We start from the raw sequence: 26460 nt of genomic DNA, 5'->3' as shown, positions 1-26460 counted from the left end.
TCTCGTCTGATGCGAGGTATCAGGCGGCCAGGGCGGCCTGGGCCTGGGCGACGATGGCGCCGAAGGCTTCGGGCTCGTGCACGGCCAGGTCGGCCAGGACCTTGCGGTCTACTTCGATGCCAGCCAGGTTCAGGCCATTGATGAAGCGGCTGTAGGTCAGCGCTTCGTCATGGCTGCGCACGGCGGCGTTGATCCGCTGGATCCACAGCGCGCGGAAGTTCCGCTTGCGGGCCTTGCGGTCGCGGGTTGCATACTGGTTGGCCTTGTCAACGGCCTGGGTCGCCACCTTGAACGAGCTCTTGCGGCGGCCATAGTAACCTTTGGCGGCCTTGAGGACTTTCTTGTGACGGGCGTGGGTTACGGTTCCACCTTTAACGCGGGACATCTCTCAAATCTCCTCTTAGCGATCGTAGGGCATGTAGCCCTTGACGATCTTGGCGTCGGGGGCGGACAGGGTGGTGGTGCCACGGGCGTCGCGGATGAACTTGGTCGTGCGCTTGATCATGCCGTGGCGTTTGCCGGCCTGACCTGCCATGACTTTACCCGTTGCGGTCACCTTGAAGCGCTTCTTGGCGCTCGACTTGGTCTTCATCTTGGGCATTTCCGTCTCCTTTTTGGGTTCGGTTTGCGCGCGACTCGGCATGCCACACCGGCCGGTCGCGCGAATAGAGGCGCCGTTTACGCAGAAAGCGGGAGGGAGGCAAGCCCTTTTTGGCCGCAGGCCGTCAGTCGCGGGGCGGGTTGCGGGTGATCCGGGCGCCCAGCGCGTTCAGCCGCTCGTCGATCCGCTCGTATCCGCGTTCGATCTGCTGGGCGTTGTTGATGATCGAGGTCCCCTCGGCCCCCATGGCGGCGATCAGCATGGCCATGCCAGCGCGGATATCTGGGCTCTCCATCCGGGCGGCGCGCAGTTTCGCCGGGCCCGAGACCACCGCCCGGTGCGGATCGCACAGCACGATGCGGGCGCCCATGGCGATCAGCTTGTCGACGAAGAACATCCGCGATTCGAACATCTTCTCGAACATCAGGACCATGCCGTCACACTGGGTGGCGGTGACGATGGCGATGGACATGGTGTCAGCCGGAAAGGCGGGCCAGGGCTGGTCCTCGATCTTGGGCACGTGGCCGCCGAAATCGGGAACGATACGCATCTCCTGGTTCTCCGGGATCAGCAGGTCGTCGCCCTCGGTGGTGCAGCGGATGCCGAGGCGTTCGAACCCCATCAGGGTCGAGCGCAGGTGTTCCACCCCTGCCCCCGCGATGCGCAGGTCAGAGCGGGTGACCGCGGCCAGGCCGATGAGCGAGCCGACCTCGATATGATCGGGTCCGATCCGGTGTTCGACCGCGCCAAGGCTGTGAGCGCCATGAATGGTCATGCAGTTGGTGCCGATGCCTTCGATCTCGGCGCCCATGGCGATCAGGAAATGCGCCAGATCCTGCACATGCGGCTCGGACGCGCAGTTGCGCAGCACGGTGGTGCCGCGCGCCGCCACGGCGGCACACAGCGCGTTTTCGGTGCCGGTGACCGAGGGTTCATCGAGGAAAACGTCGGCGCCCACCAGATCGCGCGCGGTCAGCACATAGGCGTCGTTCAGCTCGATCTCGGCGCCCAGCTGGCGCAGCGCCAGAAAATGCGTGTCGATGCGGCGGCGTCCGATCACGTCGCCGCCCGGCGGCGGCAGGGTGATCTGACCACAGCGCGCCAGCATCGGGCCGGCCAGCAGGATCGAGGCGCGGATGCGCGAACAGAGATCGGGATCGAGTGCGGCCGGGCGCAATTCCTTGGCATGGATACGCAGGGCGTTGCGGCCGGTCCACTCGGCCTCGGCCCCGACAGAGCGGATCAGGGTGACCAGCGCCTCGACATCGCGGATGCGCGGCACGTTGGTCAGGATCACCGGATGTTCGGTCAGCAGGGCGGCGGCAACGATGGGCAGCGCCGCGTTCTTGTTGCCCGACGGCGAGATCGTGCCAGACAGGCGCCGCCCGCCTTCGACGATGTATTCGATCCGCTCCTTTGGGTGCGATACGGCCATGCCTGTTGCTCCTGCCTTGTTATCTGCCCGCCCTAGCAGGCGCGTTGCCGGGTGAAAAGACGCCCGATGCCGAATTCACGGTATCATCCGGGCGACGACGCCAAAGAAGACCTCGGGGATGTCTGCCAGCGCATAGCCGCCGGGGCGCCAGCGGCTGGCATAGACCATCATGCCGACCGACACCGCCATCGAGACCAGCCCCGCGACCGGGCGGCGCCCTTCGCTATAGGCCGATACGCTGGCCGGGATGGACAGGGCCGCAAGCACCAGCCCCATGACAAAGAGCGTGTCTGCGTCCATGATCCCTTCCTCCCTCGGTCAGCCTCAGGTTAACCCGGGTCGGTGTTATAGATCAAACGCTCGTCACAGGGCGCGACACGCAGGATGTTGGTGGTGCCCGGCACGTTGAAGGGCACCCCCGCCGTCACCACGATCTGATCCTTTTCCGACGCGAACCCGCCTGCCCGCACCGCACGTGCGGCATTGACCACTGCACCCTTGAACCGCTCAAGCTGTGGCGTGATCACGCAATGGCAACCCCAACTAAGGCAGAGCCTGCGGGCTGTGTCGAGCAGCGAGGTCATGGCGATGATCGGTACGCCCGGTCTTTCCCGTGCGGTCAGCAAGGCGGTAGTCCCCGACTGGGTGAAGCAGCAGATCGCCTTGATATCGGTTTTCTCGGCGATCTCGCGGGCGGCGGCGACGATCCCGTCGGCGATGGTGCTGCCCTTGGCGGTGCGCGAAGCGGCGATGATCTGGGTATAGGTGGGGTCGGCCTCGACCTCGATAGCGACCTTGTCCATGGTCCGCACCGCCTCGATCGGGTAGTGACCGGCGGCAGATTCGGCGCTGAGCATGATGGCGTCTGTGCCCTCGTAGATGGCGGTGGCCACGTCCGACACCTCGGCCCGGGTGGGCATCGGGCTTTCGATCATGCTTTCCAGCATCTGGGTGGCCACGATAACCGGCTTTGCGGCGGCGCGGCAGCGGCGCACCAGCCGTTTCTGGATGGGCGGCACCGCCGCGACCGGCAGTTCCACCCCCAGGTCACCGCGCGCCACCATGATCCCGTCCGAGGCATCGAGAATGGCGTCAAACTCCTCGACCGCGGCGGGTTTCTCGATCTTCGACAGGATCGCGGCGCGTCCATCGGCCAGCGTGCGCGCCTCGAACACGTCGCGGGCGCGCTGCACAAAGCTTAGCGCCAGCCAGTCAACGCCGAGTTGGCAGGCAAATTCCAGGTCGTCGCGGTCCTTTTCCGACAGTGCCGCCAGCGGCAGCACGACGTCAGGCACGTTCACGCCCTTGCGGTTCGAAATGGTGCCGCCGGTGATGACGGTGCAATCGGCGAAGTCGGGGCCGCACTCCAGAACCTTGAGGCGGATCTTGCCGTCATTGACCAGCAGATGTGACCCGGCCTCCAACGCCTGGAAAATCTCGGGATGGGGCAGACAGACACGCGCCGCATCGCCCGACGCCGGATCGAGGTCGAGCCGGAAGGCCGCGCCTTCGGCCAGGTCCTCGGACCCATTCTCAAAGGTGCCGACCCGCAGCTTGGGGCCCTGAAGATCGGCCAGGATGGCAATCGGGCTATCGAGGTCCTTTTCCACCCGGCGGATGATCTCGTGCTTGGCGCGAATCTCGTCATGAGTGCCGTGGCTCATGTTCAGGCGGAACACGTCGGCGCCCGCCTCGTGCAGGGCACGGATCATCTCGTAAGTGTCCGACGCCGGTCCCAGCGTTGCCACGATCTTTACTTTTCTCAGGCGACGCATGCCCCACAACTCCTTTGCCTCAAGATTGTTACCGCAAACATATAGCAGGCCCGTTATGGCCCAATTCCCTTTTGCAGGCAACTGCCCTACACCTGCGACAAACTAGATGACAGGCCCATGACTTACACCCCGTTTTTTGTGCACGGCGAAGATCGCCCCTCCCGCTGGCTGATCACCTGCGATCATGCGACCAACATCGTGCCCCCCGAAATCTGCGGCGGCGACCTGGGGCTGGCGCGCGAGGACATGGAGCGTCACATCGCATATGACGTGGGTGCCTATGAGGTATCGCGCCATCTGGGCGAGTTGCTGGATGCCCCGGTGATCGCGGCCAATTTCTCGCGTCTGGTGATCGACCCGAACCGGGGCGAGGACGATCCGACCCTGCTGATGAAGCTCTATGACGGCTCGATCATTCCCGGCAACCGCCATGCGGACGCGGCCGAGCGGGAACGGCGGCTGAATATGTGTTACCGGCCCTATCACGATGCCCTTGCGCGGCTGGCCGCGCGACCGGGCGCAGTGATCGTTTCGATGCATTCGTTCACCCGGCAATTGCGCGGGCGCGACCCGCGCCCCTGGCACATCGGCATCCTGCATACTGAAGACGAGCGCCTGTCGCGCCCGCTGGTGGCACAGCTCAGGGCCGAGGATGACCTCTGCGTCGGCGTCAACGAGCCCTATTCCGGCGTCCTGCCGGGCGATGCCATCGACAAGCATTGCACCGCCTTCGGCCGCCCCAATGCCCTGATCGAGATCCGCAACGACCTGATCGGCGAGCATGACGGCCAACGCGCCTGGGCGGACCGGCTGGCGCCGATCCTGGAACGGGCACTGGTCGACAGCGGGCTTTGAACACGGGCAAGGTTGTCGCCGCCGGGTGCGGTTGCTACCTCTGCTGTAACAATCGAGGAGAGTTCCAATGGATCAGCAAACCGAGATCGAGATTCAGGCCGCTGCCTTTCGCCGCCTGCAACAGCACCTGATGCAGGACCGCACCGACGTGCAGAACATCGACCTGATGAACATGGCCGGGTTCTGCCGCAACTGCCTGGCGCGCTGGTACCAGGAGGCGGCCAATGCCAAGGGCATCGAGATGGGCAAGGAAGAGGCGCGCGAAATCTACTACGGGATGACCATGGCCGAGTGGAAGGCCAAGTATCAAACCGAGGCCAGCGCCGAGAAGCAGGCAGCATTCGAAGTGGCGTTCAAGGAAAACGTCACCGACAAGGGCTGAACACGACGCCCTGCGCGGCGAGGCTGTCGAACTCTGCCTCGCCAATGCCCAACTCGCCCAGAACCGCCCGGCTATCCTGCCCATGGGCATGCGGTGGGCTCCTCAGTTCCGGCCCGCCGTGGTCATAGAGAAACCCGGCCACGGTAAAGGGCCGCCCGTCCTGCGCCTGCACCACGCCACGCGTGGCGAATTGCGGCTCGTCGAGCGCCTGTTTCAGGTCACGGATCCGCGCTGCGGGAACATGGTGGGCATTCAGCAGATCTTCCCATTCGGCCGCAGGGCGGGTTCTGAGCACCTTCGCCAGCAGGGCAACATCGCTATCCCGCCGCGCTGCAATTTTGTCGCGCGGGGTGGCCTCGATCTCGGCTGCGGCCTCCGGCGCACCGACAGCCCGCATCAGGCCAGCCATCTGGGCATTGGTATATGCGCCGATCATCAGCGTGCCTTCGGCGGTTTCATAAGCGGCGTAACCGGCCAGATTGGGATCGCGGTTGCCAAAGGGACGCGGGGCGGCGCCGCTGGACAGCGTGCCAAAGGTGCTGGAGTTCATCAGCATCAGCGCGCAATCGCTCATCGCCACGTCGATCCGCCGCCCCTGCCCGGTCTGCGCTCGCGCAAACAGCGCCGCCGAGATCGCCAGCGCGGCCTGCGCACCGGTGCCGTAGTCGATCACTGCCGGGCCGATGCGCACCGGCGGGCTGTCGGCCTCGCCATTGGCGGCCATCACGCCGGTAAAGGCCTGTATCACCACGTCATAGGCGGGATGTGCTGCCTTGTCCCCGGTCGCGCCATAGCCGGAGATCGCACAATAGATCAGATCCGGTTTCAGCGCCGACAGACGACCGTACTCCAGACCCAGCGCCACCACCGCATGCGCGGTGTAGTTCTGCACCACCACATCGGCCGTCTGTACGAGGCGGTCAAAGACTTCCCGCCCGGCGTCGGATTTCAGGTCCAGCGCAAGGGTCCGCTTGCCACCCCCTTGCGCCTGAAACACCAACCCCATGCCAGCGGCGTTCAGCGCCGGATCGGCGCCTTCGGCCCTTGTCATGTCAGGCCGGTCCACCGGCTCGATCTTGATCACCTCGGCCCCGAGCACCGCCAGTTGATAGGTGCAGAACGGGCCAGCGAACACATGGGTCAGATCAAGAACCCGGATACCCTCGAACGGTCGCATCGTGCCTCCACTGGTCTGCAACCAGCCTGTCGGTCCTGCAACGCGGCGGCATGGTCACCGGCGTCATTTCCGCGTCGTTTCCGGACCATATCGGCGCCTGCTGCCGCCGAAGCCTCGACTTCGGATCGGCAAGGCTTCTCGACCAGCGGTCGCTATTGCAACGCTATCGGACCTGCAATGTTCTGCGGATTGTCTGGCAAACCGGCCTGACGAAGGCGATCGACAAGGCATTCCATCCGGTCCTGGTCTTCGTACAGCTCCTGCGAACGGACATATTCGATGGACAGCGACGGGTCGTCGGTCAAGGCTTCGCCGATCAGAATCCGAGCCCGTTCGATATCACCCCGAGCGACCCGGGCCGCGGCCCGATAACACCGGGTACGTCGGGTCTGAAACGGAAGGTCCAGCGCCGCGCGGTTGACTTCTTCGAACCGGCCCAGTGCGTAAAGCGCCGCGATCCGCTCTTCGACCACCCAGACCGGCAGGTACGGGTCCAGGCCCTCGGCCCGATCCAGCAAACCAAACGCCCGTTCGGGTTCGCCAGCGAAGGTGAAGAAGGCCGCGCAACGACCCACGATATAGGCGTCGTTCGGCGCCAGTTCCAAAGCCTTTTCATGATGGCGGCGGCTGCTCGCATAGTCGCGATGCCTCTTGATCAGAACGATACCCAGAATGCGGTGCAACTCGGGATCCGAAGGATCCAGTTCGAGCGCCCGCAGCAGCAGTTTCTCGGACTGGCCGAGGTCGAAATCGGGCAGGTACGACCAGGCGCAAACTTCCATCGCCAAGGGCCGCGCAAACCCCGGATCGGCCTCTTGCGCCTTGCGGAACCAGCCGATCGCCTGGCGGGCATGGCTGTTGTAGATGCCGCTCAGCCGGTGCTCTTCAAGGCCGCGCAGATAGAATTCGTAGGCGGACATGTTCTCGGGTCGCTTCTGTCGGGCCGCGCCGATTTCCGCATGATCGATCCGTCCCGATACGGTTGCAGCGACCCGTGCGGCGATTTCTTCCATCGCATCCAGCAGTTCATTGAACGGACGCTGGATGCGTTCGCTCCAGATCAGTTCGCCGTTCCGGGTGCCGCTCAACTCGATCGACAGGCGGACCCGATCGCCAAACTTGCGAATGGTGCCCGACAGGACATAGCGCACGCCAAGACGCTTACCAACGACGATCGGGTCGTTGGTGTCAACCGCATGGCTTGCCGTGCGGGAACTGACAAAGAGAGGACGGATCAGGCTGAGTTCGTGAATCAGATCGTCGGTGAGACCATCGGCCAGAAAAGCCTGATCCTCGTCCGCGCCTGTTGTAACCCGAAAGGGCAGCACCGCCACCGAATTTGGGCGCGGTGCAACGGCGGGTTCATCGCGGGTCGGTGCAATCTGATAGACATGGCGATCCGCACTTTGCGACACGCGATAAACCTGTACAGGTTCGGCGATACCTTTCAGGTGGCGCGGTTCCAGCGTTTCGAACTTGCAGGGTGAAACCTTGACCACGTGGGTAAACAGCGTTTCCGAAACGTCTATGGCACCAGGATCGGCCGTGGCCTGCAATCGTGCGGCCACGTTCACGCCTTCGCCCTTCAGATCGTCTCCATCCGCAACCACGTCGGCGACATGCAGACCAAACCGCATGTCTTCGGCTGTGTGTTCACCACCGCCACCCAGACGGGCACGGGTTTCAATGGCGGCGCGCAACGCGCTGACCGGGCTGCGGAACTCGGCCAGCACGGAATCGCCCGCCGTGTTGAAGACACGACCACCAGCCTGTTCGATACACTCCCGCGCTATGCCAAGCACAGAGGAGATACGAGTTAGCGCGCCTTCCTCGTCAGCCTGCAAAAACGCAGTCGACCCGACAAAATCGGCGATCAGGATGGCGGCAAGTCGGCGTTCCATAGCACGATGATAGGGCCGCGCGCCTTTGATTCAAAGCGTCTTAGATCGCCGTCTTGCGTGCCTCGTCGAGGTAGATCTCGCGCAGGCGGCGGGCGATGGGGCCAGGGGTGCCATCGCCCAGCGCGACACCGTCGATCTCGACCACCGGCATGACAAAGGCGCTGGCCGAAGTGGTGAACGCCTCGTCCGCCGCTTTTGCCTCGTCAATGGTGAACAGCCGCTCCTCGACCTCCATCTGTGCCTCTTTGGCCAGGCGCATCACCGCCTTGCGCGTGATGCCATGCAGGATGTTGTTGGACAGCGGCCGGGTCACGATCTTGCCTGCCTTGACGAAATAGGCGTTGTTCGAGGTGCCCTCGGTCACAAAACCGTCTTCGACCAGCCAGGCGTCGTCGCACCCGGCCTTCTTGGCCATCATCTTGCCCATCGAGGGGTAAAGCAGCTGCACCGTCTTGATGTCGCGACGACCCCAGCGGATATCCTCGATCGAGATGATCTTGGCGCCTTTCTTGGCCGCCGGATTGTCGGCCAGGCCGGGCTTGTTCTGGGTGAACAACACCAGCGTCGGCGGGGTATCGGCCGAAGGGAACACAAAATCCCGGTCGCCATCCGATCCGCGGCTGACCTGGAGATAGACCAGCCCCTCGTCGATGCCGTTCAGTTCAACCAGCTTGCGGTGGATGTCCAGCAGCTCTTCCTTGGTGCAGGGTTCGGCCATGTCCAACTCGTCCAGCGAGCGTTTCAGGCGCACCGCGTGACCCTCGAAATCGATCAGCTTGCCATCCAGAACGCTGGTCACCTCGTAAACCGCATCCGCCATCAGAAAGCCGCGGTCGAAGATGGAAACCTTGGCCTCGGTCTCGGGCAGGTATTCGCCATTAACGTAAACGGTACGGGTCATGTGTGGCTCCTTTGGGACATGCCGCGTCTTGCGGCGATTAGGGGTCTGCGTCAAGTCCGGCCAAGCTGCGGAAAGTTCAGGTCGGTGACATCTACAACGAAAAACGGGAACCAGGCATCGGTTCCGAAGTGATTTCCGGCCTCGACATGGGTCGGGATGCGGATGCCGTGGAAGTTTCGGCCATTGGAAAGAAAGGCCCCGAACGGCTGTTCGCACCAAACGCCTTTGGGGTTTGCATTACTCCAGCGGGTAAAGGCGATCTGTACCGGCGCGCCCGAGGCATCCACGGTCAGGTCGATCGCTTGCTCTATCCCCAGATGCTCGATGGTCACGCGGGCCGTATTCTCGTCAATGCCTGTCCAGGTGACGCCTTGGCGCGGCAGGACCGCAGCCGGTGTCCACATCACCGCCTCGGCGGCATAGCGGCCAAAGGCCGAGCGACTATGATCGGGCGTGCCGCCATAGCGCGCGACCGGTACCAGCCCGGCCAGCCAGAACCGGGTCCAGCTGCCGGAATCCGAGCCCGACAACCGACGCAGGCCGCGCCCGGCCCACATGGACCAGACAAAACCATGCGGGCTGGCAAGGGTCTGTCGGGCGGTCATCGGCATGTAGCCGGGGCGCGCCTTGTCCCCCATGCCGAACTGGCCCTGCATCTCTAACTCGGCAACCGTGAAGAGCTCCGCGCCGGGCGCAATAGCCCATTGAAAAAACCGGCGTGCAGGCTCTGGCAAATCGGCCACGATCTGCGGGTCGAACCGTTCGGGCGCGGCGGGCTGAAAACGGGCAAGGCGCTGTGCCTCGCCCTCGTCCGCGCGCAGATCGCGGCGGCGCCACAGCGCAAGGGCAGCCAGACAGGCAAGACACGCGCCCGCCAGTCCGATGACCCAGGCCGCCATTGCCCGCGCGCCTCAGCCCCAGAGGGCCGCACTGGGCGGATGCACGCCCGCCGCATCGAATTCAAGCGGAGTCTCGCGATCCTCGGCCAGCAACAGCGGACCGTCAAGATCGGTGACCAGCGCGCCCTGCGCCACCAGCGTCGCGGGCGCCATCGCCAGAGAAGAGCCGACCATGCAGCCCACCATGATGTCATAGCCCTCGGCCAGGGCGGCGCGGCGCAGTTCCAGCGCCTCGGTCAGCCCGCCGGTCTTGTCGAGCTTGATGTTGACCACGTCGTACTTGCCCTTGAGCTTGGGCAGGCTGGCCCGGTCATGGCAGCTCTCGTCAGCACAGACGGGTACCGGGCGGTTCATTCCGATCAGCGCCTCGTCCTGCCCGGCCGGCAGCGGTTGTTCGACCAGCGCCACGCCCAGCCGCACCAGATGCGGCGCCAGGTCGGCATAGACCTCAGCCGACCAGCCTTCGTTGGCGTCGATGATGATCTTGGCACCCGGCGCGCCCGCCCGCACCGCCTCCAATCGCGGCATGTCGTCGGGGGTGCCCAGCTTGATCTTCAGCAAGGGACGGTGTGCGTTCTTCTGCGCCTGCGCCCGCATCGCCTCGGGCGTGTCGAGCGACAGGGTATAGGCAGTGATCTCGGGCCCCGGAACCGGCAGGCCCGCCATCTCCCACGCCCGCTTGCCCGCGCGCTTGCTCTCCAGATCCCAAAGCGCGCAGTCAACCGCGTTGCGTGCGGCCCCTGCGGGCAACAGATCCATCAGCGCGGCGCGAGTGATATCTGAGGGCAGCCCCGCGATCTGCGCTTCGACCGATTCCAGTGTTTCGTCATAACGGGCATAAGGAACGCATTCGCCCCAGCCCTGATGGGCGCCGTCGGACACCCGCACTGTCAGAACCTTGGCCTCGGTCCGCGACCCGCGCGAGATGGTGAACACCTGCGCCAGCCGGAATACGTCGCGCGTCACCTCGATCTGCATACCGCCCGTTCCTTTTCACTTTGCCTCAAATACTCCCGCCGGAGGCACCTGTCGTCGGCCTCCGGCGGGTCGTTCAGATCACACTGCGGCCAGCGCGTCCACCAGCTTGCCCGCGCCAAAGCGGAACGGATCGGTCGCGGGCAGACCCATGTCGGCCTCGACCTTGGCAAGATAGGCGCGCGCCTCTTCCTCGCCCAAGTGCTGGGTGTTGACCGATACGCCGATCACCTGGCAGTCCGGGTTGCCGACCTTGGCCAGCGCCAGCGCGGTATCGCGCACCGCCTCCAGCGACGGCAGCTGATAGCCGGGCAGGCCGCGCATATGGGCGCGGGTCGGCTCATGGCACAGCACCAGCGCGTCGGGCTGGCCCCCATGCACCAGCGCCAGCGTCACGCCAGAGTAAGAGATGTGGAACAGGCTGCCCTGCCCTTCGATCAGGTCCCAGTGATCCTCGTCATTGTCCGGTGTCAGCCATTCGATGGACCCGGCCATGAAATCGGCGATCACCGCGTCCAGCGGCACGCCGTCACCGGTGATCAGGATGCCGGTCTGACCGGTCGCGCGGAAGGTCGACTTCATGCCGCGTTCGCGCATCTCGGCATCCATCGCCAGCGCGGTGTACATCTTGCCCACCGAACAGTCGGTGCCCACGGCCAGGCAACGCTTGCCCTTGCGCTTGACGCCATTGGCGATCGGGTACTTGACCGAGGGGATGCGCACGTCGTGCAGCGTGCGGCCACAGGCCTCGGCGACGGCAACCAGGTCGGGTTCATCGCGCAGCAGGTTGTGCAGGCCCGAGGCCAGGTCGAACCCCTCTTCCAGCGCCATAACCAGAACTTTCTTCCAATCCTGACTGATCACGCCGCCACGGTTGGCAACGCCGATCACCAGCGTCTTGGCGCCGGCCTCGCGGGCCTCGACCAGGTCCATGTCGGTCAATCCCAGGTCGGCTTTGCAGCCTTCCATACGGAATTGGCCCACGGCATTCTCGGGCCGCCAGTCCTTGATGCCCTGCGCCACCTTGGCGGCCAGTTGATCGGGGGCATCGCCCAGAAACAGCAGATACGGGGTTTCAATCATTGCGGTGCACTCCTTTGATTCCGAGGTAGACTAATGGTCTCGGGCAACGAGCATCTTGCGTTCTCATCCGCCAGCCTTGGGCCGATTGGACGATTCTTGCGTGAAATGGCGAAAGCTCGCAAAATTCTTCGAAGTTTTCAAACTGATTAAACATTCATCAGCATTTCTCTCTGCAAGAGCGAAGATTTCGCGCACGCAATGCTGCGACTGCACAAAGGCGCTTGCGCAGGGGTGCGCAATTTAATACCTCATGGGGCAAAGAAATCGTAATTTCATTACCCCCGGAAAGGTCCAGCCATGAGTTTCCGCATCCAGCCCGCCGCGCCCGCGCGCCCCAATCGCTGCCAGTTGTTCGGGCCCGGCTCGAACACCAAGCTGTTTGCCAAGATGGCGGCCTCGGCGGCGGATGTGATCAACCTTGATCTCGAGGACTCGGTCGCACCCAGTGACAAGGAGTTTGCCCGCGCCAACGTGATCGAGGCGCTGAACACCGTGGATTGGGGCAACAAGCACATGTCGGTGCGGATCAACGGACTGGACACGCCCTACTGGTACCGCGACGTGGTCGACGTGCTGGAGCAGGCCGGCGACCGGCTGGACCAGATCATGATCCCCAAGGTGGGTTGCGCCGCCGATGTCTATGCCGTCGATGCGCTGGTCACGGCGATCGAGCGTGCAATGGGCCGGACCAAGCCGATCAGCCTGGAGGTGATCATCGAATCCGCCGCCGGTATCGCCCATGTCGAAGAAATCGCCGCCGCCAGCCCACGATTGCAGGCGATGAGCCTGGGCGCGGCGGATTTTGCCGCCTCTATGGGCATGCAGACCACCGGCATCGGTGGCACGCAGGAAGATTACTATATGCTGCGCGAGGGCGCGAAGTACTGGTCCGACCCGTGGCACTGGGCGCAGGCCGCCATCGTCGCCGCATGCCGCACCCATGGCATACTGCCGGTGGACGGGCCGTTTGGCGATTTCTCGGACGACGAGGGTTTCATCGCGCAGGCGCGCCGCTCGGCGACGCTGGGCATGGTCGGCAAATGGGCGATCCACCCCAAGCAGATCGCGCTGGCCAACCAGGTCTTTACCCCGTCGGACGCCAAGGTGACCGAGGCACGCGAAATCCTGGCCGCAATGGAAACCGCCAAGGCCAATGGTGAAGGCGCGACCGTCTACAAGGGCCGTCTGGTCGACATCGCCTCGATCAAGCAGGCCGAGGTCATCGTCCGCCAGGCCGAGATGATTGCCGCCAACGGCTGACGCGCCCCGCAAATCAACTTGCAAAGGGCGTCCAAAGGGCGCCCTTTTGGGTTTGCAGAGGACCGCATGACAGACCTGACCCTGTTCCACACCGCCGACGTGCATTGCGCCACCTTTGACGCACTCGCCGCCCGGATCGCACCCGATGCGCGGCTTGCCCATGTGGTGCGGCCCGACTGGCTGGCGCGCGCGCAGGGCAGTATCGGCGATGATCTGGCCGCCGAGATCATCCACACCATCGCGGCCGCCCCCGGCAGCCTGTGCACCTGCACCACGATCGGCGCTGTCGCGGCAGAGGCGGGCGCGATCCGGATCGACTGGCCGATGATGCAGACGGCGGCCCGTTGCGGTGGAGAGGTCTTGCTGGTGTTCTGCTTGGAAAGCACGGAGGTCCCGTCAGGCGAGCTGCTGCGTGAGGCGTTTCGACAGGAGGGGCGATCCCCGCGCTATCGCACATTGGCGTTGCCCGAACTCTGGTCGATGTTCACAGAGGGCGACAGCGACGGGTTTGCGCGCGCGATCGCCACGCGTATCGACGCCGAACTGGACCTGTGGCCTGACATCGCTTGTGTCGTACTGGCACAAGCTTCTATGGCCGGAGCTGCGGGTTACACCCGTGCCACCGTACCGGTGCTATCCTCGCCCGAACTGGCGCTCAGGGCCGCCTTGGGCCTTCTGTCGCCCTAGGCTCGGCATGGCCCATGTGTTCGGTCAGTGACCGAACACGTTGTTGGGCACCCATTTCATCCCCTTGCCCTTTTGCCCCCAGCGCATCATCAGGCACGAGGTATTGAGCCGGTTGAAATAAGTGATGTCGACCTTGTACCAGCCCGCCTGCGGCACCTCGACCTCGGACACGATGGTGCTGTCGCAAGTCTGACGACCGTCAAACAGGCCGACACGCTGACCGCCGATTCGCGCATCGATCCCGTCGTTGGTGAAAAAGTCGATCTCATAGACACCGGGCCGGTCGAACTTGATATAGCCTCGGATCGCCGCCGCGACGTTTTCGTCGCGATTCGATGTCAGGGTATTCTCGCCCTTGCTGGTGTCGCGATAATCGAGCCCCCGCAACGCCTTGCCGCGCTGCGCCCCGGACTTCAACACGCTCCGCGCATCCGACAAGTATTTGATATGCTCGCCTTCCTTGGCATAGCCATAGCTCACCGACAGCCCGCCCTTGAGCCCGCCCGGCTGCGGATTGGCCGGTTGCAATTTGAGCGGCGCCGCCGACAGGGCGCTGGCAAGTGTCAGGCCAAGCCCAGCAATCGCGCCGATCCAGATGGATTTCATGTCATGGTCTCCCGGTTGTTCGAATGTCGCGCCGGTCTTTTCCGCCGTTTTCACGCAACGAAATCGTGATCAGCCTAGGGTTCAATTTTTCGTGCCGCAAGGGGCGCGTGCATCCGGCCTTTCCCCTTGCGGGATCACGCCCGCATATCCTTGGGCGATCCCATGACCACATAGGTGGTGATCGAGTTTACATGCGGCAGCGTGCCCAGCACGTCGGTATGAAAGGTTTTGTAACCGGGAAGATCGGCGCATTCGACCCGCAGCAGGTATTCGATGGTGCCGGTGATGTTGTGGCATTCCACCACTTCGGGCGCGCGCGAGACCGCGCGTTCAAAGGATTCCTGCGCCGCCTTTGTATGCTCGCTTAAACCCACACCGATATAGGCGACAAACCCCAGCCCCAAAGCCGCCGGATTCAGCACCGCCCGATATCCGGCGATCACGCCGGCGCGCTCCAGATCCTGCACCCGGCGCAGACAGGCCGAAGGCGACAGACCAACCTTCGACGCCAGGTCGAGATTGCTGATCCGGCCATCGCGAGTCAGTTCACGCAATATCTTGCGGTTTATTTCGTCGATCTTGATCATTCGTTGTTCAAACTGGCCAAATTCCCGCAACAACGCAATTTCATTTTGCGATTTCAGGAAGAGATTTTGCGCATGACCCATGACATCCTGATCGCTCTAGTCCTGTTTGCCTTCGTCTCCTCGATCACGCCGGGGCCGAACAACCTGATGCTGATGGCCTCGGGGGCCAATTTCGGGTTCCGCCGCACCATCCCGCATATGCTGGGGATCGGGCTTGGCTTTGCCTTCATGGTGCTGATGGTCGGGGTCGGGCTGGTGCAGGTCTTTGACGCCTGGCCGCCCAGCTATACCGTGCTCAAGGCGTTCTCGGTGCTCTATCTGCTGTGGCTTGCATGGAAAATCGCCAATGCCGCCCCGGCGCGGGCGGGCGACACCGCCGGACGTCCGATGACTTTCTTGCAGGCGGCGGCCTTTCAATGGGTCAACCCCAAGGCTTGGGCTATGGCGCTCACCGCGATCTCGGCCTATGCGCCGGGCCAGACCCTGCCGGCCGTGCTGCTGGTTGCCATGATCTTTGGCGCGGTCAACCTGCCTTCGGTCAGCACCTGGACGGTTCTGGGCCAGCAGATGGCGCGTATCCTGACCAACCCGCGCCGACTGACCCTGTTCAACTGGTCCATGGCCCTTTTGCTGGTCGGCTCGCTTTACCCCGTGCTCTTCCCCGGCTGACCGGAACAGGGCGCCCGCTGCACCTGCCGAGTTGCATCTGGCGCGACCTGAGGTCATATAGCGTGAAACTCCGCGACGAGAGGGCGTCATGACCCAGTACCTGGATTTCGAAAAACCGCTGGCCGAGATCGAAGGCAAGGCCGAGGAGCTGCGCGCCCTGGCCCGGGCGAATGCCGAGATGGACGTGGCCGAAGAGGCCGCCGCGCTGGATGCCAAGGCCGCCAAACTGCTTGACGAGCTCTACAAGGACCTCACCCCCTGGCGCAAATGCCAGGTGGCCAGGCACCCCGACCGCCCGCATTGCCGCGATTACATCGAGAGACTGTTCACCGAGTACACACCGCTTGCCGGAGATCGCAATTTTGCCGACGACCTTGCGGTGATGGGCGGCCTGGCCCGGTTCAAGGACCGGCCGGTCATGGTGATCGGCCACGAAAAAGGCTCGGACACCAAGTCGCGCATCGCCCATAACTTTGGCATGGCCCGGCCCGAAGGCTATCGCAAGGCGGTCCGCCTGATGGAGATGGCAAGCCGCTTTGGCCTGCCGGTCGTGACCCTGATCGACACCGCCGGTGCCTATCCCGGCAAGGGCGCCGAAGAACGCGGCCAGTCCGAAGCCATCGCGCGCTCGACCGAAATGTGTCTCAAGATCGGCGTGCCGCTGGTCTCGGTGGTGATCGGCGAGGGCGGCTCGGGCGGGGCCGTGGCCTTTGCCACCGCCAACCGTGTGGCGATGCTGGAACATTCGATCTACTCGGTAATCTCGCCCGAAGGCTGCGCCTCGATCCTGTGGAAGAATGCTGAAAAGATGCGAGAGGCCGCCGTGGCGCTGCGCCTCACCGCACAGGATCTGCTGAAACTGGGCGTGATCGACCGGGTGATCGCGGAACCGCGCGGCGGCGCCCATCGCGACAAGCGCAAGGCCATGGATGCGGTGGGCGACGCCATCACCGCGATGCTCAAGGACCTCGACGGCAAGGACGGCACCGCGCTGATCAAGGACCGCCGCCAGAAATTCCTCGACCTCGGGACCAAGGGGCTGGCCGCATAAGAAAAGGCGCCACGCGCGCCCTTTCATTTCGCCTGAATTGCTCCGGGGGAGTCGCCCATCGGGCGACGGGGGCAGCGCCCCCGCCTGGCCCTAGCGCAGCATACGCAGCAGCTCGACCGAGGGTTCGCCGGTCACCGGCAGCCCCTTGGCGCGCTGATAGTCGGAGATTGCCGCCGTGCTCTTGCCGCCGATGACACCATCTGCGCCACCAGTGTCGTATCCGGCCGCCGTCAGGCGGGTCTGCAACTCCTTGCGCTCCTCCAGCGTCAGGCCGGTCTCATCCGGCCCGAACGAGGCCTTGAACGGCCCGCCGCCCTTGAGCCGGTCCGACAGATGGCCCACGCCGATGGCATAGCTGTCAGAGTTGTTGTAGCGCTTGATCACGTTGAAATTCTTGAACACCGCGATCTTGGGCCCCGGAACCTGTGGCTGCAACACGGCCAGCGGCGTGCCCGAATTGGCGGCGGCGGATCCCACCTCGCCCCCCCAGGGCTGGCCGCGCACCCAGCCCGCATTGGCCAGATAGGCGGCGGTCGAGGCCAGCGCATCGGTCGGATCCTCGGACCAGATATCGCGCCGCCCGTCGCCGGTGAAATCCACCGCATAGGCCAGGTACGAGGTCGGGATGAACTGCGTATGGCCCATCGCACCCGCCCAGCTTCCGGTCATGTTGCGGGGTGACGTATCGCCGTTTTGCAGGATCTTCATCGCCGCGATCAGCTGTTTTTCGAAAAACGCGCCGCGCCGCCCGTCATAGGCCAGCGTCGACAGGGCCGACACGATCGGCACATCGCCGCGCCGGGTGCCATAACGGCTCTCCAACCCCCAGATGGCGGTCACGACCGCCTTGTCGACCCCGTAACGTTGCTCGATCCGGTTCAGCAATGCGCCATGCCGGGACAGCATCTGTTTGCCGGTGGCGATCCGCTCGTCCGAGGCAGCGATGGCCAGGTAATCCTCCAGCGAGCGTTTGAACTCGGTCTGGTTGCGGTCCCGCTCGATCACCTTGGGGATATAGCCGGCCCCGCGAAACGCGCTGTCGAGGGTTGAGGCGGAAATGCCCTGCGCCGAGGCCCGCCCCTTGAAAGAGGTGACCCAGGCGTTCCAGCCAGCGTTGGGCACGGTGGGCCAGTTTTCCGCCGGTGCGGCGGTAGGCGCGGTCGTGGCCCCGCCACAGGCCGAAAGCGTCAGCGCCCCCAAGCCGAAAGTAAATAAGCGACGATCAATCATGGTGAATCCTGCTCGTTTGTTTTGTCGCAGGATACCGCGATCAGCTGCGCCAGACCAGCAAGCGTTTCTCGATTTTGCCGATGGCCCAGCTGGTCAGCACGCCGAGGCAGGACAGAATGACCACACCGGCAAAAAGCCGCTCAAGATCATAAAGCGCGCCGGCTTGCAGGATATAGGCGCCGATCCCGTGTTCGGCGCCCAGCATCTCGGCCGCGACTAGCAGGATGATGCCGATGGCCAGCGACACCCGCAGCCCCGACAGGATACCGGGCAGCGCGCCGGGCAGCACGATCTTGCGCACGATAGACCACCAGCCCAGGCCAAAGCTCTGCCCCATGCGAATGAGCCCCCGGTCGACATTGTCGACCGCGCCATAGGTGGCCACCACCGTGGGCGTGAATGTGCCCAGCGCGATGAGCGCGTATTTCGACCCTTCGTCGATGCCGAACCAGATCACGAACAGCGGCAGCAGGGCAATTTTCGGGATCGGGAAGATCGCCGCCACCAGCGGCACCAGCCCGGCCCGGATATAGGAAAAAAGCCCAATCATCACGCCCACACCAACACCCGCGCTGATACCCAGCACCGACCCCACCGCCAACCGGCTGAGCGACGGCAGAAGATGCGTCCAGAGCGCGCCGGACCGGGCCAGATCACCCAATGTCGTGGCCACGTCCGAGGGGCGCGGCAGGGTCAGGTTGGAAATCCAGCCTGTCCGCGTGCCCCATTCGATCAGGAAGAGCAGCAGCAGAAACACAGCAATGCCGGTGCCGCGCCGCGCCTCGGGGCGGAAGCCGCCGCCGCGAAAGGGAACCCTGATCTCAGGCATCCAGCAACTCCAGATCGGCGGCCATCGCCTCGTCCCGCATCAGTGCCCAGAGATGGGCCTGAATCGCCTCCAGCCCCGCATCCCCTGCATGCCGTTCAGACAGCGGCCCCGGCACCTCGATCACTTCGCGCACGCGCCCCGGGCGACGCGACAGTACCGCGATGCGATGGCCCAGGCGCACCGCCTCGGCCAGGTTGTGGGTGACATAAACGCCGGTAAAGGGCTGCCGCTCCCACAGGGCCACCAGATCCTCCATCAACAGCTCGCGCGTCTGCGCGTCCAGCGCCGAAAGCGGCTCGTCCAGCAGCATCACCGCCGGATTGACCGCAAGCGCGCGGGCAATGGCGACCCGCTGCTTCATGCCCCCCGACAATTGCCGGGGCAGCGCATCGTGGAAATCCGACAGCCGGGTGCGGGCCAGCACATCCTGGATGATCGCGCGCACCCGGTCACTCGGCAGGCGGTGATCTTCGAGCACCAGCGAGACATTGCCCGCCACGCTGCGCCAGGGCAGCAGGGCGAAATCCTGAAACACATAGGTCAGCGGGTTCAGACAGCCCTCGGGCGGGGTGCCGCCTTGCAGCACCTCGCCCCAATCGGGTTGTTCCAGCCCGCCCAGCATCCTGAGCAGCGTGGACTTGCCGCAGCCCGACGGGCCGACCACGCACAGGATCTCGCCCGCAGGGATATGCAGCGAGATATCGTCCAGCACCACCATGTCGCCATAGCGATGGGTCAGACCGCGAACCGCAAGTTCCATGTGCCGTCAGATCATCGGCACATAAGAGCCGTCGACCAGCACCTCGGTGGTGATGCTGTCCTTGACCAAACCCTCGGACTTGAACCAGCCCAGCTGATCCTCGACCGAACCCATGTTCAGGGCCGAATCCTTGTTCAGGCGCATCGCGCCGTTGCGTATGGATTTCTCTGCCTTCTCGAAGGGCTGGTCGGCATAGACATATTTGTGCACCAGCTTGACCATCTCGACCCCGGCCTCGTCACCGGCGGTCTTGTCCACCAGGGCCGCGTTGAAATCCGCCGCCCCGCGCGAAAAGGCGCGCAGGAACGCCTCGGTCTGCGCCCGTTCACCGGATGCATTGGTGGCCGAGGTAAACACGGTGGTGACCTGATAATCAGGTAGGTAATCGGCAACCATGCCGATATGTTTCACGGCACCGCCTCCCGACAGCGCCTTGCCGATATGGGGCACGATGGTCCAGGCATCGACCTGTCCCGATTTCATCGCTCCGATGATCGCACCCACTTTTTGCAGCGGCGTGAACTTGACCGAGGCGCCCTCGGCCGCCGCGATCTTGGCGCCCATATAATGGAAGGACGAGCCCGGCTGCGTCACCGCAAAGCTGCGCCCATCCAGCGCGGCGGCGCTGGTCAGCCCCGCGTCATAAGCTGCATTCGAGGCCAGGATCATCTGGCCGTCGATGCCCTTTTCCTCGCTCAGCGCGCCGCCAATCACCTTTGCCGCGCCTTTTTCGGCCAGGCTGATCAGGCCGCCGGTGATCGCGGTGACCGCATAATCGGCGTCACCGCTGGCAATTGCCACCGCCATCGGCTGGGCCGCTTCAAAAAACTTGAATTCGACGTCCAGCCCCTCGTCAGTGAAATAACCGCGTTCAAAAGCGACGAAGGATGCCGCGTGGCTGGTGAAGCGCAACGCGCCGACCGTCATCTTGGTATTTGCCAGGGCTGGCGTACCCAGCATCGGCAGGGTGGCGGCGCCACCGATCAGCCCCAGCGCACCGCGCCGTGAAAACGTGCTCATGATGTCTCTCCCCGTTGAATATGGCTCTCACCTTAAGACCAAGCCAAAGCCGGGCGCAACCGCGCGTCGTCACGTCACCAGCAGGCGCAGGCCCTGGGTGACATCGGTCCGGACCGCCAGCCGCAGACCGGGTTCGTCCCCCGCCCTGAGGGCAGCGATGATCAGCTTGTGATACTGTGGCGGGTCGGTGCGGCGCAGACGGCCATAAAGCGCCCGCATCGTCGGCCCCAGTTGCAGCCAGACGGTTTCGGCCATGGCCAGCATGGCCGGGGCCTGCGCCCGCAGGTAAAGCGTGCGGTGAAATTCCAGATTGGTGCGGATGTAACCCACGGCATCGCGTTTCGACACCATCTCGGCGACCGAGGTGTTGATGGTCTGAAGCCGGTCGATCAACGCCATATGGGCGCGCGGCAGGGCGCGGCTGGCCAGTTCCACTTCCAAGAGCGCGCGCAGCGCCGCCAATTCCTCGATCCGGTCGTTGCCAAGTTCCGGCGTCGAGACCCGCCCCGAACTGGACAGGAACAGCGCCCCTTCGGCCACCAGCCTGCGCACCGCCTCGCGTGCAGGCGTCATCGAGACGTCGAACTCCTTGCCGATCCCGCGCAGGGTCAGCGCCTGACCCGGCGACATCTCGCCATGCATGATGCGGGTGCGCAGGGTACGATAGACCCGGTCATGGGCGGCGGCGGCAATGGTCTGTTCGGTCGGGCGTGGGCTTTGCATGGGACCATGTGATCACATCCACAAGCGGCGTCAACCCGACCCGATCATCCGGGCAGACCGGCACTCCGCAGCGCCTGTTTAAGGCGCATCAGAACATCGTCTTCACGAAAGGGATAGATATCCGGCAGGTTGATGGCTCTGATCCCGGACTCAAGCGCAAGCGCTTCGACCACCTCCCATTCTGCGTCCTCGATACGGCCCATCTCGGCGAATATGGCGCCCTGCAACAAGCGCTGACGCAGCGCCTCGGGGTTTCGTTCCAGCGCTTCGGTGCTTATCGCCAACGCCGCGTCGAGGTCGCCGAGGCTGAAATGCACTTCGGCTATTGCGCTCAGATAGGGAAACGGCGCTCGTGGATTCAGGCGCAGGGCATATTCGAACCCAGCCAAGGCGCGTTCGGAATCGCCAGCATAGTGCCAGTTCCAAGCCTGCATTCCGTAGCCGTCGGCATAATTCGGATCAAGTTCCAGCGCCCGTGCAAAAGAGGCATCCGCCTGATCGTATTCCCGTCGGAACATGTGAACCAGCCCCAGCGAGGCATGAACAGCGGGCAATTCTGGGTCGGTTGCCACCGCCTGTCCCGCCAGCCGATAGGCGGTCTCAAGCGACTCGGCGTTCATCGTCAGAGAAACACCTGTGCGATTGGTGTAGGTCGTTGCCAGGATGGCCTTGGCCAGCGCGAAGTCGGGGTCGATGGCCAGAGCGGACCACAGGAACTCTTGGGCGATCTGGCGCGATTCCTCGTTGAACCGCCAGACTTCCTCCCACGCACGCAGGAAGAGGTCATACGCTTTCAGATTGTCGGTATAGCGTTTCGACAACCGCCGCTGCTGGTCCTGCGTCAGTTCGATCTTGAGCGCGTCGATGATCTGCGAGGCGACCTGGTCCTGCAACGCGAACAGGTCGCTGAACTCGCGATCCAGCCGCCCGGCCCAGAGTTGGAAACCGGTGGTCCCGTCAACCAGATTGGCATTGATACGCACATGATCGCCAGCGCGCTGCACGCTGCCCTCGACAACATAGCGGACACCCAGCACCTTGTGCACGGTCCGGGCATCCATCGGCTCTTGCCGGTCACGAAACGAAAAGCTGGTGTTGCGGGCAATGACCAGCAAGCCGCCGATCTGGCTGAGGTCATTGATCAGATTGTCGGTCATCCCGTCGCTGAAATAAGTCTGCGCGGGATCGCCCGACAGGTTTTCAAAAGGCAGGACAACAAGCGAAGGTCGGTCTTCGGCAACCACCGCACCGACCGGCGGCGGCGCATCATCGGTCCAGAGCCGCAGGTCGCCAACCAGCAAGGCATAGACCGCCCCGGCAACGACCACGCAGGCGGCCAAGGCAAGCGGCAACCAGCGGCGGCGCGGCGGACTGCGGGCGGGCCGGACCGCCTCGGCTTCGCCACCATTGGTCGACAGGTGAAACACAGCCACCGGCTCGGCCACGTTCTTGACCATTTGCTTGCCGCCGTCGACAAACCGGTATCCCCCTCGGCTCCGGGCCTGTTCGTACACGCTGTGCGACACGGCGATACCGCCCGGACGGGCCAGTCCCTCGATCCGCGCGGCGACATTGACCCCGTCACCATAGATGTCGTCTTCCTCGACGATGACCTCACCCAGATTGATGCCGATCCTGAGTTTCAGCGGATGGTTCCGCATCCCGGTCTGGATGTCACAGGCGCAATCCAGCGCGCCGGTCACGCTGGCAAACTCTGCCAGCGCACCGTCGCCCAGCAGCTTGACCAGCCGTCCGCCATGCCGCGCCAGGGCAGGTTCGACAAAGGAACGGCGCGCATCCAGCACCAGCGCCAGTGTCCCCGATTCATCCGCGCCCATCAGGCGGGTAAACCCGGCGACATCCAGCATCATGATGGCGGCCAGCCGTCGCTGTTCCTGTCCGGTCATGCCATTCCCAACTGCCTTTACGTCAGGGCATCTTAGCAAGTCGCCCTGCGTCGACCAACCGGCTTAGAACTGATAGCTGTGCAGCTCGGCCCCATTGTCACGCAGCCACCGGCGCGGCGCCTCATAGGGGCCATGAATGCGCGTGACCTCGGCCCAGAACCGGGGCGAATGGTTCATCTCGGCCAGGTGCGCCACCTCGTGCGCGGCGACATAGCGTAACACCGCAGGCGGCGCCAGGATCAGGCGCCACGAGAACATCAGCCCGCCATCGGCGGTACACGATCCCCAACGAGACCGCGTGTCGCGCAGGCTGATCCGGGCATAGGGACGCCCCAATTCGACGGCATAGAAATCGCAGGCCGCCACCAGCCGGTCGCGCGCCATCTCCCGCAGGAACCGGTGCAAACGCGCCGCCAGCGCGGTTTCGGGGACCCGGATCGTGCCCGCCTGCCACAGCACACGTGCGCCTCCGGCTGCCTCGATTCGGGTGGGCACCCCCTCGATCGGGATCGTGCCCCCTAGGACCGGAACAGACCGGCCAGGTTGCGCCGCCAGGTGTTCGCGGATCCAGTCTTCTTTGCTGCGGGCGAAATCGATCGCCTCGCGCTCGGCCACGCCACGCGGCAAGGTCAGCGTAACCCGCCCATCCAGCTGGGAAATCCGCAGACTGATGCGGCGCGCCCGCGCCGACCGTCTCAGCGTCAGCGGCACCGGAGGTGTGCCCGGAAGATGATGCTGCCCCATAAGCGCGCTCTCCTTGGCGTAAAGGCTTTGACACGCCCAACCTCATGTGGCACGAGGCCGGAATCGTCTTTGCGACTCACCAGATATCAAGGGGATTTCACATGCCCAAGGAAGAATGGGGTGTAAAGCGCGTCTGCCCGACCACCGGCAAGCGGTTTTATGACCTGAACAAGAACCCGATCGTCAGCCCCTATACGGGCGAGGTCGTGGAGTTGGATCTTGGCAAGGGCCGCATGATCGCGGCCGATGCCGAAGATGCCGCCTCGCGCAAGGCCCGCCAGAACACGGATGATGATGACATCGTGCTCGATGATGATGACGACAGCGTCGACATGGACATCGACGACGATATCCTCGAAGACGATGACGACGAGGACAACGTCTCGCTCGATGACATCACCGACATGTCCTCGGACGAGGAATAATCCGGGCTTGAGGAACAGCGAAAGGGCGGGTTCAAACCCGCCCTTTTCGTTTGTGCGGGCGGCGGTTGCCTCGCCGGGCCCGGGCGCCAAGATTTTCCGGAAAGAGTCATACTTTTGGCTTGCACTCTCCGGCGGCCTCTCTTAAACGACCCTCACCGCAGCGGCCGTATCGCCGCTGACCGGATCGGGGCCTTAGCTCAGTTGGGAGAGCGCTTGCATGGCATGCAAGAGGTCAGGGGTTCGACTCCCCTAGGCTCCACCAATCCATCAAAACAGAACAGAATTAACCACTTGCACTGTGCGCGCTGACGTCGCCGGTAGCCCGTTTACTCGCGTCCTCACCTTCGCATTACGGCTTGCCCGACCGCGCTGCGACTCGCAGTTAGGGTCCGTGGTGACCCGACAAGCGTTTGAGTCCTGCCAAGAGAGTTCAGTCGATCCGGCGGATCAGGAACTGGTTTCCAGTGCCGCGCTTCATTTCGAACCGCTTGAGGTCCGCCAGCAGGTCGCTCAGCTTGCGCTTACCGTAGCTGCGGGTGTCGAAATCAGGGTTGGCCGCGACGATCAGCTGACCGATCCGGCCCAGGGCGAACCATTCGTCGTCCTGGTCGATCGAATCCATGGCGCGGATCACAAGGGTGGTCGGATCCTCCAGCTTTTGCGCGGGGCTGACGGGCGGCTGCGGCTGACCCGGCTTTGCCTTGGGTTGCGGTTCGGGCATCAGGTTCTCGACATAGATGAAGCGCTTGCACGCCTTGACGAAAGCCCCCGGCGTCTTGCGCATGCCGATGCCGAACACATCCAGCCCCTGTTCCCGGATGCGGCTGGCCAGACGGGTGAAATCGCTGTCCGACGAGATCAGGACAAACGCGTCGAAGCGGCCCGAATGCAGGATATCCATCGCGTCGATCACCAGCGCGATGTCGCTGGCATTCTTGCCGGTGGTGTTGGCGAACTGCTGATGCGGGACAATCGCCAGCGCGGCCAGCGTCTCCTTGTTCCAGCCTTGCGGCGCGCCGCCCGAGAAATCGCCATAGATCCGGCGGATGCTGGCTTCGCCAAGGGTGGCGATCTCTTCAAAGATCGCTTCGGCATATTTGGCCGAGATATTGTCGGCGTCGATCAGGACAGCCAGAAGGGGGGTATCGTTTGCCATCCGCGGACAGTGGACGGGTTCCGGGCCAAGTGCAATGGGGGCCGGCGGGCCTCTTGGACTCAAGGCATGAAAAGATGCAGAAACACCGGGTTATCCGACCCTGGGCCGGTCACCACAAACAGGTTGGCGAATTCGGCCTGGTCGACCGAGATCTCGTCCAGCACGCCAAGGCGCGCGAGGATGCCGGGGATGGTTTCGGCATGGGCGACAACCAGCACCCGGTCGTCCTCGTGATCGAATTCAAGCATATCGACCAGACCGGCAATATCGGTTGCGGGCCACGCGCTGGCGCGAAGGTCAAGCGCCTCGGCGATGATCGCCCCGGTTTCCCGCGTGCGCAGCGCGTCCGATGTGATCACCGCATCAAGGCCCGCATGTCGCAGCATCCGCGCCCATCCCGCCGCCCGGTCCCGCCCCTCTGGCGTCAGTGCAGGTTCATCGCCGGACAGCTCCTTTTCGCCATGCCTGATGACATAGACCGCCTCTTGCGCCGCAACAGGCGTGGCGACGGCGAACAGCAGAAGCAAAGCACAAGCCGTGCGGATAAACATGGCACCTCCGGACCGCAAACCATCGGGTCAGTGTTCCAGCCTGGCCACTCAAAATCAAGACAGGCGCGGCAAGCCGCAGGCAACCGCCCTGCCCCGCGCTCGGGACAGGGCGAAAGGTTCAATACACCACGACGGCGCGGATGCTTTCGCCCTTGTGCATCAGCTCGAACCCCTTGTTGATCTCGTCCAGGCTCAGCGTGTGGGTGATCATCGGGTCGATCTCGATCTTGCCGTCCATGTACCAGTCCACGATCTTGGGCACATCCGTCCG

Annotated in this window: 29 protein-coding genes, 1 tRNA gene and 1 pseudogene; 8 read left to right on the top strand and 23 right to left on the bottom strand. The window is 64.0% G+C overall.

Annotated elements, in window-relative coordinates; all coding sequences use genetic code 11:
- Nucleotides 1-19: 19 nt before the first annotated feature.
- The 5 genes from rplT to pyk all read right to left on the bottom strand — a co-directional run bounded on the left by rplT (nucleotide 20) and on the right by pyk (nucleotide 3811).
- Nucleotides 20-385 carry a 50S ribosomal protein L20 gene (gene rplT / locus G0P99_RS10855; RefSeq protein ID WP_011049278.1) on the bottom strand — a complete coding sequence of 122 codons (366 nt, stop codon included), beginning with the start codon at nucleotides 383-385 and terminating at the stop codon, nucleotides 20-22.
- 15 nt (nucleotides 386-400) lie between these two features.
- Complete coding sequence (rpmI, locus tag G0P99_RS10850) at nucleotides 401-601, bottom strand: 50S ribosomal protein L35 (RefSeq protein ID WP_011049279.1); 201 nt, start codon at nucleotides 599-601, stop codon at nucleotides 401-403.
- A gap of 124 nt (nucleotides 602-725) precedes the next feature.
- Complete coding sequence (gene murA, locus G0P99_RS10845; RefSeq protein WP_164129657.1) at nucleotides 726-2036, bottom strand: UDP-N-acetylglucosamine 1-carboxyvinyltransferase; 1311 nt, start codon at nucleotides 2034-2036, stop codon at nucleotides 726-728.
- A 75-nt stretch (nucleotides 2037-2111) separates the two neighbouring features.
- Nucleotides 2112-2336, bottom strand: a complete 225-nt coding sequence (locus G0P99_RS10840) for a hypothetical protein (protein ID WP_164129655.1) — start codon at nucleotides 2334-2336, stop codon at nucleotides 2112-2114.
- Nucleotides 2337-2365: 29 nt separating this feature from the next.
- Complete coding sequence (gene pyk, locus G0P99_RS10835; protein ID WP_164129653.1) at nucleotides 2366-3811, bottom strand: pyruvate kinase; 1446 nt, start codon at nucleotides 3809-3811, stop codon at nucleotides 2366-2368.
- A gap of 117 nt (nucleotides 3812-3928) precedes the next feature.
- Here pyk and G0P99_RS10830 point away from each other — a divergent pair, with 117 nt between their 5' ends.
- A complete protein-coding gene (locus G0P99_RS10830; protein ID WP_164129651.1) occupies nucleotides 3929-4666 on the top strand; it encodes an N-formylglutamate amidohydrolase in 738 nt (245 codons plus the stop codon).
- 67 nt (nucleotides 4667-4733) lie between these two features.
- Nucleotides 4734-5048 (top strand): DUF1244 domain-containing protein, encoded by a 315-nt coding sequence (locus tag G0P99_RS10825; protein ID WP_164129650.1) that lies wholly within the window; start codon nucleotides 4734-4736, stop codon nucleotides 5046-5048.
- Here the strand turns inward: G0P99_RS10825 and G0P99_RS10820 are convergent.
- The 6 genes from G0P99_RS10820 to dgcN all read right to left on the bottom strand — a co-directional run bounded on the left by G0P99_RS10820 (nucleotide 5032) and on the right by dgcN (nucleotide 11984).
- Nucleotides 5032-6225, bottom strand: a complete 1194-nt coding sequence (locus tag G0P99_RS10820) for a CaiB/BaiF CoA-transferase family protein (protein ID WP_164129648.1) — start codon at nucleotides 6223-6225, stop codon at nucleotides 5032-5034. The genes G0P99_RS10825 and G0P99_RS10820 overlap by 17 nt on opposite strands.
- Nucleotides 6226-6377: 152 nt before the next feature.
- Entirely contained in the window at nucleotides 6378-8126 is a 1749-nt protein-coding gene (locus tag G0P99_RS10815; protein WP_164129647.1) for an adenylate/guanylate cyclase domain-containing protein, read from the bottom strand.
- Between the two features lie 40 nt (nucleotides 8127-8166).
- A complete protein-coding gene (locus tag G0P99_RS10810) occupies nucleotides 8167-9027 on the bottom strand; it encodes a D-amino-acid transaminase (protein ID WP_164129645.1) in 861 nt (286 codons plus the stop codon).
- A gap of 50 nt (nucleotides 9028-9077) precedes the next feature.
- The gene (locus tag G0P99_RS10805) at nucleotides 9078-9926 is read right to left on the bottom strand and encodes a DUF6544 family protein (RefSeq protein WP_164129643.1); all 849 of its coding nucleotides are present in this window, start codon (nucleotides 9924-9926) and stop codon (nucleotides 9078-9080) included.
- 12 nt (nucleotides 9927-9938) lie between these two features.
- Nucleotides 9939-10904, bottom strand: a complete 966-nt coding sequence (dgcA, locus tag G0P99_RS10800) for an N-acetyl-D-Glu racemase DgcA (protein ID WP_164129640.1) — start codon at nucleotides 10902-10904, stop codon at nucleotides 9939-9941.
- 78 nt (nucleotides 10905-10982) lie between these two features.
- The gene (dgcN, locus tag G0P99_RS10795) at nucleotides 10983-11984 is read right to left on the bottom strand and encodes an N-acetyltransferase DgcN (protein WP_164129638.1); all 1002 of its coding nucleotides are present in this window, start codon (nucleotides 11982-11984) and stop codon (nucleotides 10983-10985) included.
- 297 nt (nucleotides 11985-12281) lie between these two features.
- Between dgcN and G0P99_RS10790 the strand changes: the two genes are divergently transcribed.
- Both G0P99_RS10790 and G0P99_RS10785 read left to right on the top strand, forming a co-directional pair.
- Nucleotides 12282-13244 (top strand): L-malyl-CoA/beta-methylmalyl-CoA lyase, encoded by a 963-nt coding sequence (locus tag G0P99_RS10790; RefSeq protein WP_164129636.1) that lies wholly within the window; start codon nucleotides 12282-12284, stop codon nucleotides 13242-13244.
- A 66-nt stretch (nucleotides 13245-13310) separates the two neighbouring features.
- Entirely contained in the window at nucleotides 13311-13931 is a 621-nt protein-coding gene (locus G0P99_RS10785) for a hypothetical protein (protein WP_164129634.1), read from the top strand.
- Between the two features lie 24 nt (nucleotides 13932-13955).
- On the opposite strand, the gene G0P99_RS10780 is transcribed toward G0P99_RS10785, so the two are convergent.
- A complete protein-coding gene (locus tag G0P99_RS10780) occupies nucleotides 13956-14537 on the bottom strand; it encodes a PA14 domain-containing protein (protein ID WP_164129632.1) in 582 nt (193 codons plus the stop codon).
- 134 nt (nucleotides 14538-14671) lie between these two features.
- Nucleotides 14672-15124: an Lrp/AsnC family transcriptional regulator gene (locus tag G0P99_RS10775; RefSeq protein WP_164129630.1), complete on the bottom strand. Its 453-nt coding sequence runs from the start codon at nucleotides 15122-15124 to the stop codon at nucleotides 14672-14674.
- A gap of 72 nt (nucleotides 15125-15196) precedes the next feature.
- Between G0P99_RS10775 and G0P99_RS10770 the strand changes: the two genes are divergently transcribed.
- A complete protein-coding gene (locus G0P99_RS10770) occupies nucleotides 15197-15793 on the top strand; it encodes a LysE family translocator (protein WP_164129628.1) in 597 nt (198 codons plus the stop codon).
- A gap of 88 nt (nucleotides 15794-15881) precedes the next feature.
- Entirely contained in the window at nucleotides 15882-16844 is a 963-nt protein-coding gene (locus G0P99_RS10765; RefSeq protein WP_164129626.1) for an acetyl-CoA carboxylase carboxyltransferase subunit alpha, read from the top strand.
- 90 nt (nucleotides 16845-16934) lie between these two features.
- Here the strand turns inward: G0P99_RS10765 and G0P99_RS10760 are convergent, their stop codons facing one another.
- The 7 genes from G0P99_RS10760 to G0P99_RS10730 all read right to left on the bottom strand — a co-directional run bounded on the left by G0P99_RS10760 (nucleotide 16935) and on the right by G0P99_RS10730 (nucleotide 24057).
- A complete protein-coding gene (locus G0P99_RS10760; RefSeq protein ID WP_164129623.1) occupies nucleotides 16935-18074 on the bottom strand; it encodes a lytic murein transglycosylase in 1140 nt (379 codons plus the stop codon).
- A gap of 40 nt (nucleotides 18075-18114) precedes the next feature.
- On the bottom strand, nucleotides 18115-18903 hold the full coding sequence (locus tag G0P99_RS10755; RefSeq protein WP_164129622.1) for an ABC transporter permease: 789 nt from the start codon (nucleotides 18901-18903) through the stop codon (nucleotides 18115-18117).
- Complete coding sequence (locus tag G0P99_RS10750; protein ID WP_164129620.1) at nucleotides 18896-19663, bottom strand: ABC transporter ATP-binding protein; 768 nt, start codon at nucleotides 19661-19663, stop codon at nucleotides 18896-18898. The genes G0P99_RS10755 and G0P99_RS10750 overlap by 8 nt, the downstream gene beginning before the upstream one ends.
- Nucleotides 19664-19669: 6 nt before the next feature.
- Nucleotides 19670-20683 (bottom strand): ABC transporter substrate-binding protein, encoded by a 1014-nt coding sequence (locus G0P99_RS10745; RefSeq protein WP_164129618.1) that lies wholly within the window; start codon nucleotides 20681-20683, stop codon nucleotides 19670-19672.
- Between the two features lie 69 nt (nucleotides 20684-20752).
- Nucleotides 20753-21406 carry a GntR family transcriptional regulator gene (locus G0P99_RS10740; protein WP_164129616.1) on the bottom strand — a complete coding sequence of 218 codons (654 nt, stop codon included), beginning with the start codon at nucleotides 21404-21406 and terminating at the stop codon, nucleotides 20753-20755.
- A 44-nt stretch (nucleotides 21407-21450) separates the two neighbouring features.
- A complete protein-coding gene (locus G0P99_RS10735) occupies nucleotides 21451-23313 on the bottom strand; it encodes an adenylate/guanylate cyclase domain-containing protein (RefSeq protein ID WP_164129614.1) in 1863 nt (620 codons plus the stop codon).
- Nucleotides 23314-23376: 63 nt separating this feature from the next.
- Nucleotides 23377-24057 carry a M48 family metallopeptidase gene (locus tag G0P99_RS10730; protein WP_164129612.1) on the bottom strand — a complete coding sequence of 227 codons (681 nt, stop codon included), beginning with the start codon at nucleotides 24055-24057 and terminating at the stop codon, nucleotides 23377-23379.
- 101 nt (nucleotides 24058-24158) lie between these two features.
- Between G0P99_RS10730 and G0P99_RS10725 the strand changes: the two genes are divergently transcribed.
- Both G0P99_RS10725 and G0P99_RS10720 read left to right on the top strand, forming a co-directional pair.
- Complete coding sequence (locus tag G0P99_RS10725) at nucleotides 24159-24482, top strand: TIGR02300 family protein (protein ID WP_164129610.1); 324 nt, start codon at nucleotides 24159-24161, stop codon at nucleotides 24480-24482.
- Nucleotides 24483-24668: 186 nt separating this feature from the next.
- A tRNA-Ala gene (locus G0P99_RS10720) sits at nucleotides 24669-24744 on the top strand.
- A 168-nt stretch (nucleotides 24745-24912) separates the two neighbouring features.
- On the opposite strand, the gene G0P99_RS10715 is transcribed toward G0P99_RS10720, so the two are convergent.
- The 3 genes and pseudogenes from G0P99_RS10715 to G0P99_RS10705 form a co-directional block, all read right to left on the bottom strand.
- The gene (locus G0P99_RS10715; RefSeq protein ID WP_164129608.1) at nucleotides 24913-25638 is read right to left on the bottom strand and encodes an NYN domain-containing protein; all 726 of its coding nucleotides are present in this window, start codon (nucleotides 25636-25638) and stop codon (nucleotides 24913-24915) included.
- A gap of 59 nt (nucleotides 25639-25697) precedes the next feature.
- Nucleotides 25698-26189 (bottom strand): phosphoglycerate mutase family protein, encoded by a 492-nt coding sequence (locus G0P99_RS10710; protein WP_164129606.1) that lies wholly within the window; start codon nucleotides 26187-26189, stop codon nucleotides 25698-25700.
- A 118-nt stretch (nucleotides 26190-26307) separates the two neighbouring features.
- Nucleotides 26308-26460: pseudogene (locus G0P99_RS10705) on the bottom strand (S-(hydroxymethyl)glutathione dehydrogenase); the annotation flags it as partial.

The organism is Ruegeria sp. PrR005, assembly GCF_010500245.1.
Taxonomy (GTDB): domain Bacteria; phylum Pseudomonadota; class Alphaproteobacteria; order Rhodobacterales; family Rhodobacteraceae; genus Ruegeria_B; species Ruegeria_B marisflavi.
The sequence above is the reverse complement of the archived record's forward strand: the minus strand, read 5'-3'. Positions and strand labels throughout refer to the sequence as shown.

What these genes read in the sequence shown, in the direction of transcription:
- G0P99_RS10815 (WP_164129647.1), bottom strand. Translation starts at nt 8,126, where the DNA reads ATGGAACGCCGACTTGCCGCCATCCTGATCGCCGATTTTGTCGGGTCG.
- G0P99_RS10770 (WP_164129628.1), top strand. Translation starts at nt 15,197, where the DNA reads ATGACCCATGACATCCTGATCGCTCTAGTCCTGTTTGCCTTCGTCTCC.
- G0P99_RS10725 (WP_164129610.1), top strand. Translation starts at nt 24,159, where the DNA reads ATGCCCAAGGAAGAATGGGGTGTAAAGCGCGTCTGCCCGACCACCGGC.
- G0P99_RS10740 (WP_164129616.1), bottom strand. Translation starts at nt 21,406, where the DNA reads ATGCAAAGCCCACGCCCGACCGAACAGACCATTGCCGCCGCCGCCCAT.
- dgcN (WP_164129638.1), bottom strand. Translation starts at nt 11,984, where the DNA reads ATGATTGAAACCCCGTATCTGCTGTTTCTGGGCGATGCCCCCGATCAA.
- G0P99_RS10750 (WP_164129620.1), bottom strand. Translation starts at nt 19,663, where the DNA reads ATGGAACTTGCGGTTCGCGGTCTGACCCATCGCTATGGCGACATGGTG.
- G0P99_RS10805 (WP_164129643.1), bottom strand. Translation starts at nt 9,926, where the DNA reads ATGGCGGCCTGGGTCATCGGACTGGCGGGCGCGTGTCTTGCCTGTCTG.
- G0P99_RS10755 (WP_164129622.1), bottom strand. Translation starts at nt 18,903, where the DNA reads ATGCCTGAGATCAGGGTTCCCTTTCGCGGCGGCGGCTTCCGCCCCGAG.
- murA (WP_164129657.1), bottom strand. Translation starts at nt 2,036, where the DNA reads ATGGCCGTATCGCACCCAAAGGAGCGGATCGAATACATCGTCGAAGGC.
- dgcA (WP_164129640.1), bottom strand. Translation starts at nt 10,904, where the DNA reads ATGCAGATCGAGGTGACGCGCGACGTATTCCGGCTGGCGCAGGTGTTC.
- G0P99_RS10745 (WP_164129618.1), bottom strand. Translation starts at nt 20,683, where the DNA reads ATGAGCACGTTTTCACGGCGCGGTGCGCTGGGGCTGATCGGTGGCGCC.
- G0P99_RS10790 (WP_164129636.1), top strand. Translation starts at nt 12,282, where the DNA reads ATGAGTTTCCGCATCCAGCCCGCCGCGCCCGCGCGCCCCAATCGCTGC.
- rplT (WP_011049278.1), bottom strand. Translation starts at nt 385, where the DNA reads ATGTCCCGCGTTAAAGGTGGAACCGTAACCCACGCCCGTCACAAGAAA.
- G0P99_RS10810 (WP_164129645.1), bottom strand. Translation starts at nt 9,027, where the DNA reads ATGACCCGTACCGTTTACGTTAATGGCGAATACCTGCCCGAGACCGAG.
- G0P99_RS10830 (WP_164129651.1), top strand. Translation starts at nt 3,929, where the DNA reads ATGACTTACACCCCGTTTTTTGTGCACGGCGAAGATCGCCCCTCCCGC.
- pyk (WP_164129653.1), bottom strand. Translation starts at nt 3,811, where the DNA reads ATGCGTCGCCTGAGAAAAGTAAAGATCGTGGCAACGCTGGGACCGGCG.
- G0P99_RS10765 (WP_164129626.1), top strand. Translation starts at nt 15,882, where the DNA reads ATGACCCAGTACCTGGATTTCGAAAAACCGCTGGCCGAGATCGAAGGC.
- G0P99_RS10825 (WP_164129650.1), top strand. Translation starts at nt 4,734, where the DNA reads ATGGATCAGCAAACCGAGATCGAGATTCAGGCCGCTGCCTTTCGCCGC.
- G0P99_RS10780 (WP_164129632.1), bottom strand. Translation starts at nt 14,537, where the DNA reads ATGAAATCCATCTGGATCGGCGCGATTGCTGGGCTTGGCCTGACACTT.
- G0P99_RS10775 (WP_164129630.1), bottom strand. Translation starts at nt 15,124, where the DNA reads ATGATCAAGATCGACGAAATAAACCGCAAGATATTGCGTGAACTGACT.
- G0P99_RS10730 (WP_164129612.1), bottom strand. Translation starts at nt 24,057, where the DNA reads ATGGGGCAGCATCATCTTCCGGGCACACCTCCGGTGCCGCTGACGCTG.
- G0P99_RS10785 (WP_164129634.1), top strand. Translation starts at nt 13,311, where the DNA reads ATGACAGACCTGACCCTGTTCCACACCGCCGACGTGCATTGCGCCACC.
- G0P99_RS10840 (WP_164129655.1), bottom strand. Translation starts at nt 2,336, where the DNA reads ATGGACGCAGACACGCTCTTTGTCATGGGGCTGGTGCTTGCGGCCCTG.
- G0P99_RS10820 (WP_164129648.1), bottom strand. Translation starts at nt 6,225, where the DNA reads ATGCGACCGTTCGAGGGTATCCGGGTTCTTGATCTGACCCATGTGTTC.
- G0P99_RS10735 (WP_164129614.1), bottom strand. Translation starts at nt 23,313, where the DNA reads ATGACCGGACAGGAACAGCGACGGCTGGCCGCCATCATGATGCTGGAT.
- G0P99_RS10710 (WP_164129606.1), bottom strand. Translation starts at nt 26,189, where the DNA reads ATGTTTATCCGCACGGCTTGTGCTTTGCTTCTGCTGTTCGCCGTCGCC.
- rpmI (WP_011049279.1), bottom strand. Translation starts at nt 601, where the DNA reads ATGCCCAAGATGAAGACCAAGTCGAGCGCCAAGAAGCGCTTCAAGGTG.
- G0P99_RS10760 (WP_164129623.1), bottom strand. Translation starts at nt 18,074, where the DNA reads ATGATTGATCGTCGCTTATTTACTTTCGGCTTGGGGGCGCTGACGCTT.
- G0P99_RS10715 (WP_164129608.1), bottom strand. Translation starts at nt 25,638, where the DNA reads ATGGCAAACGATACCCCCCTTCTGGCTGTCCTGATCGACGCCGACAAT.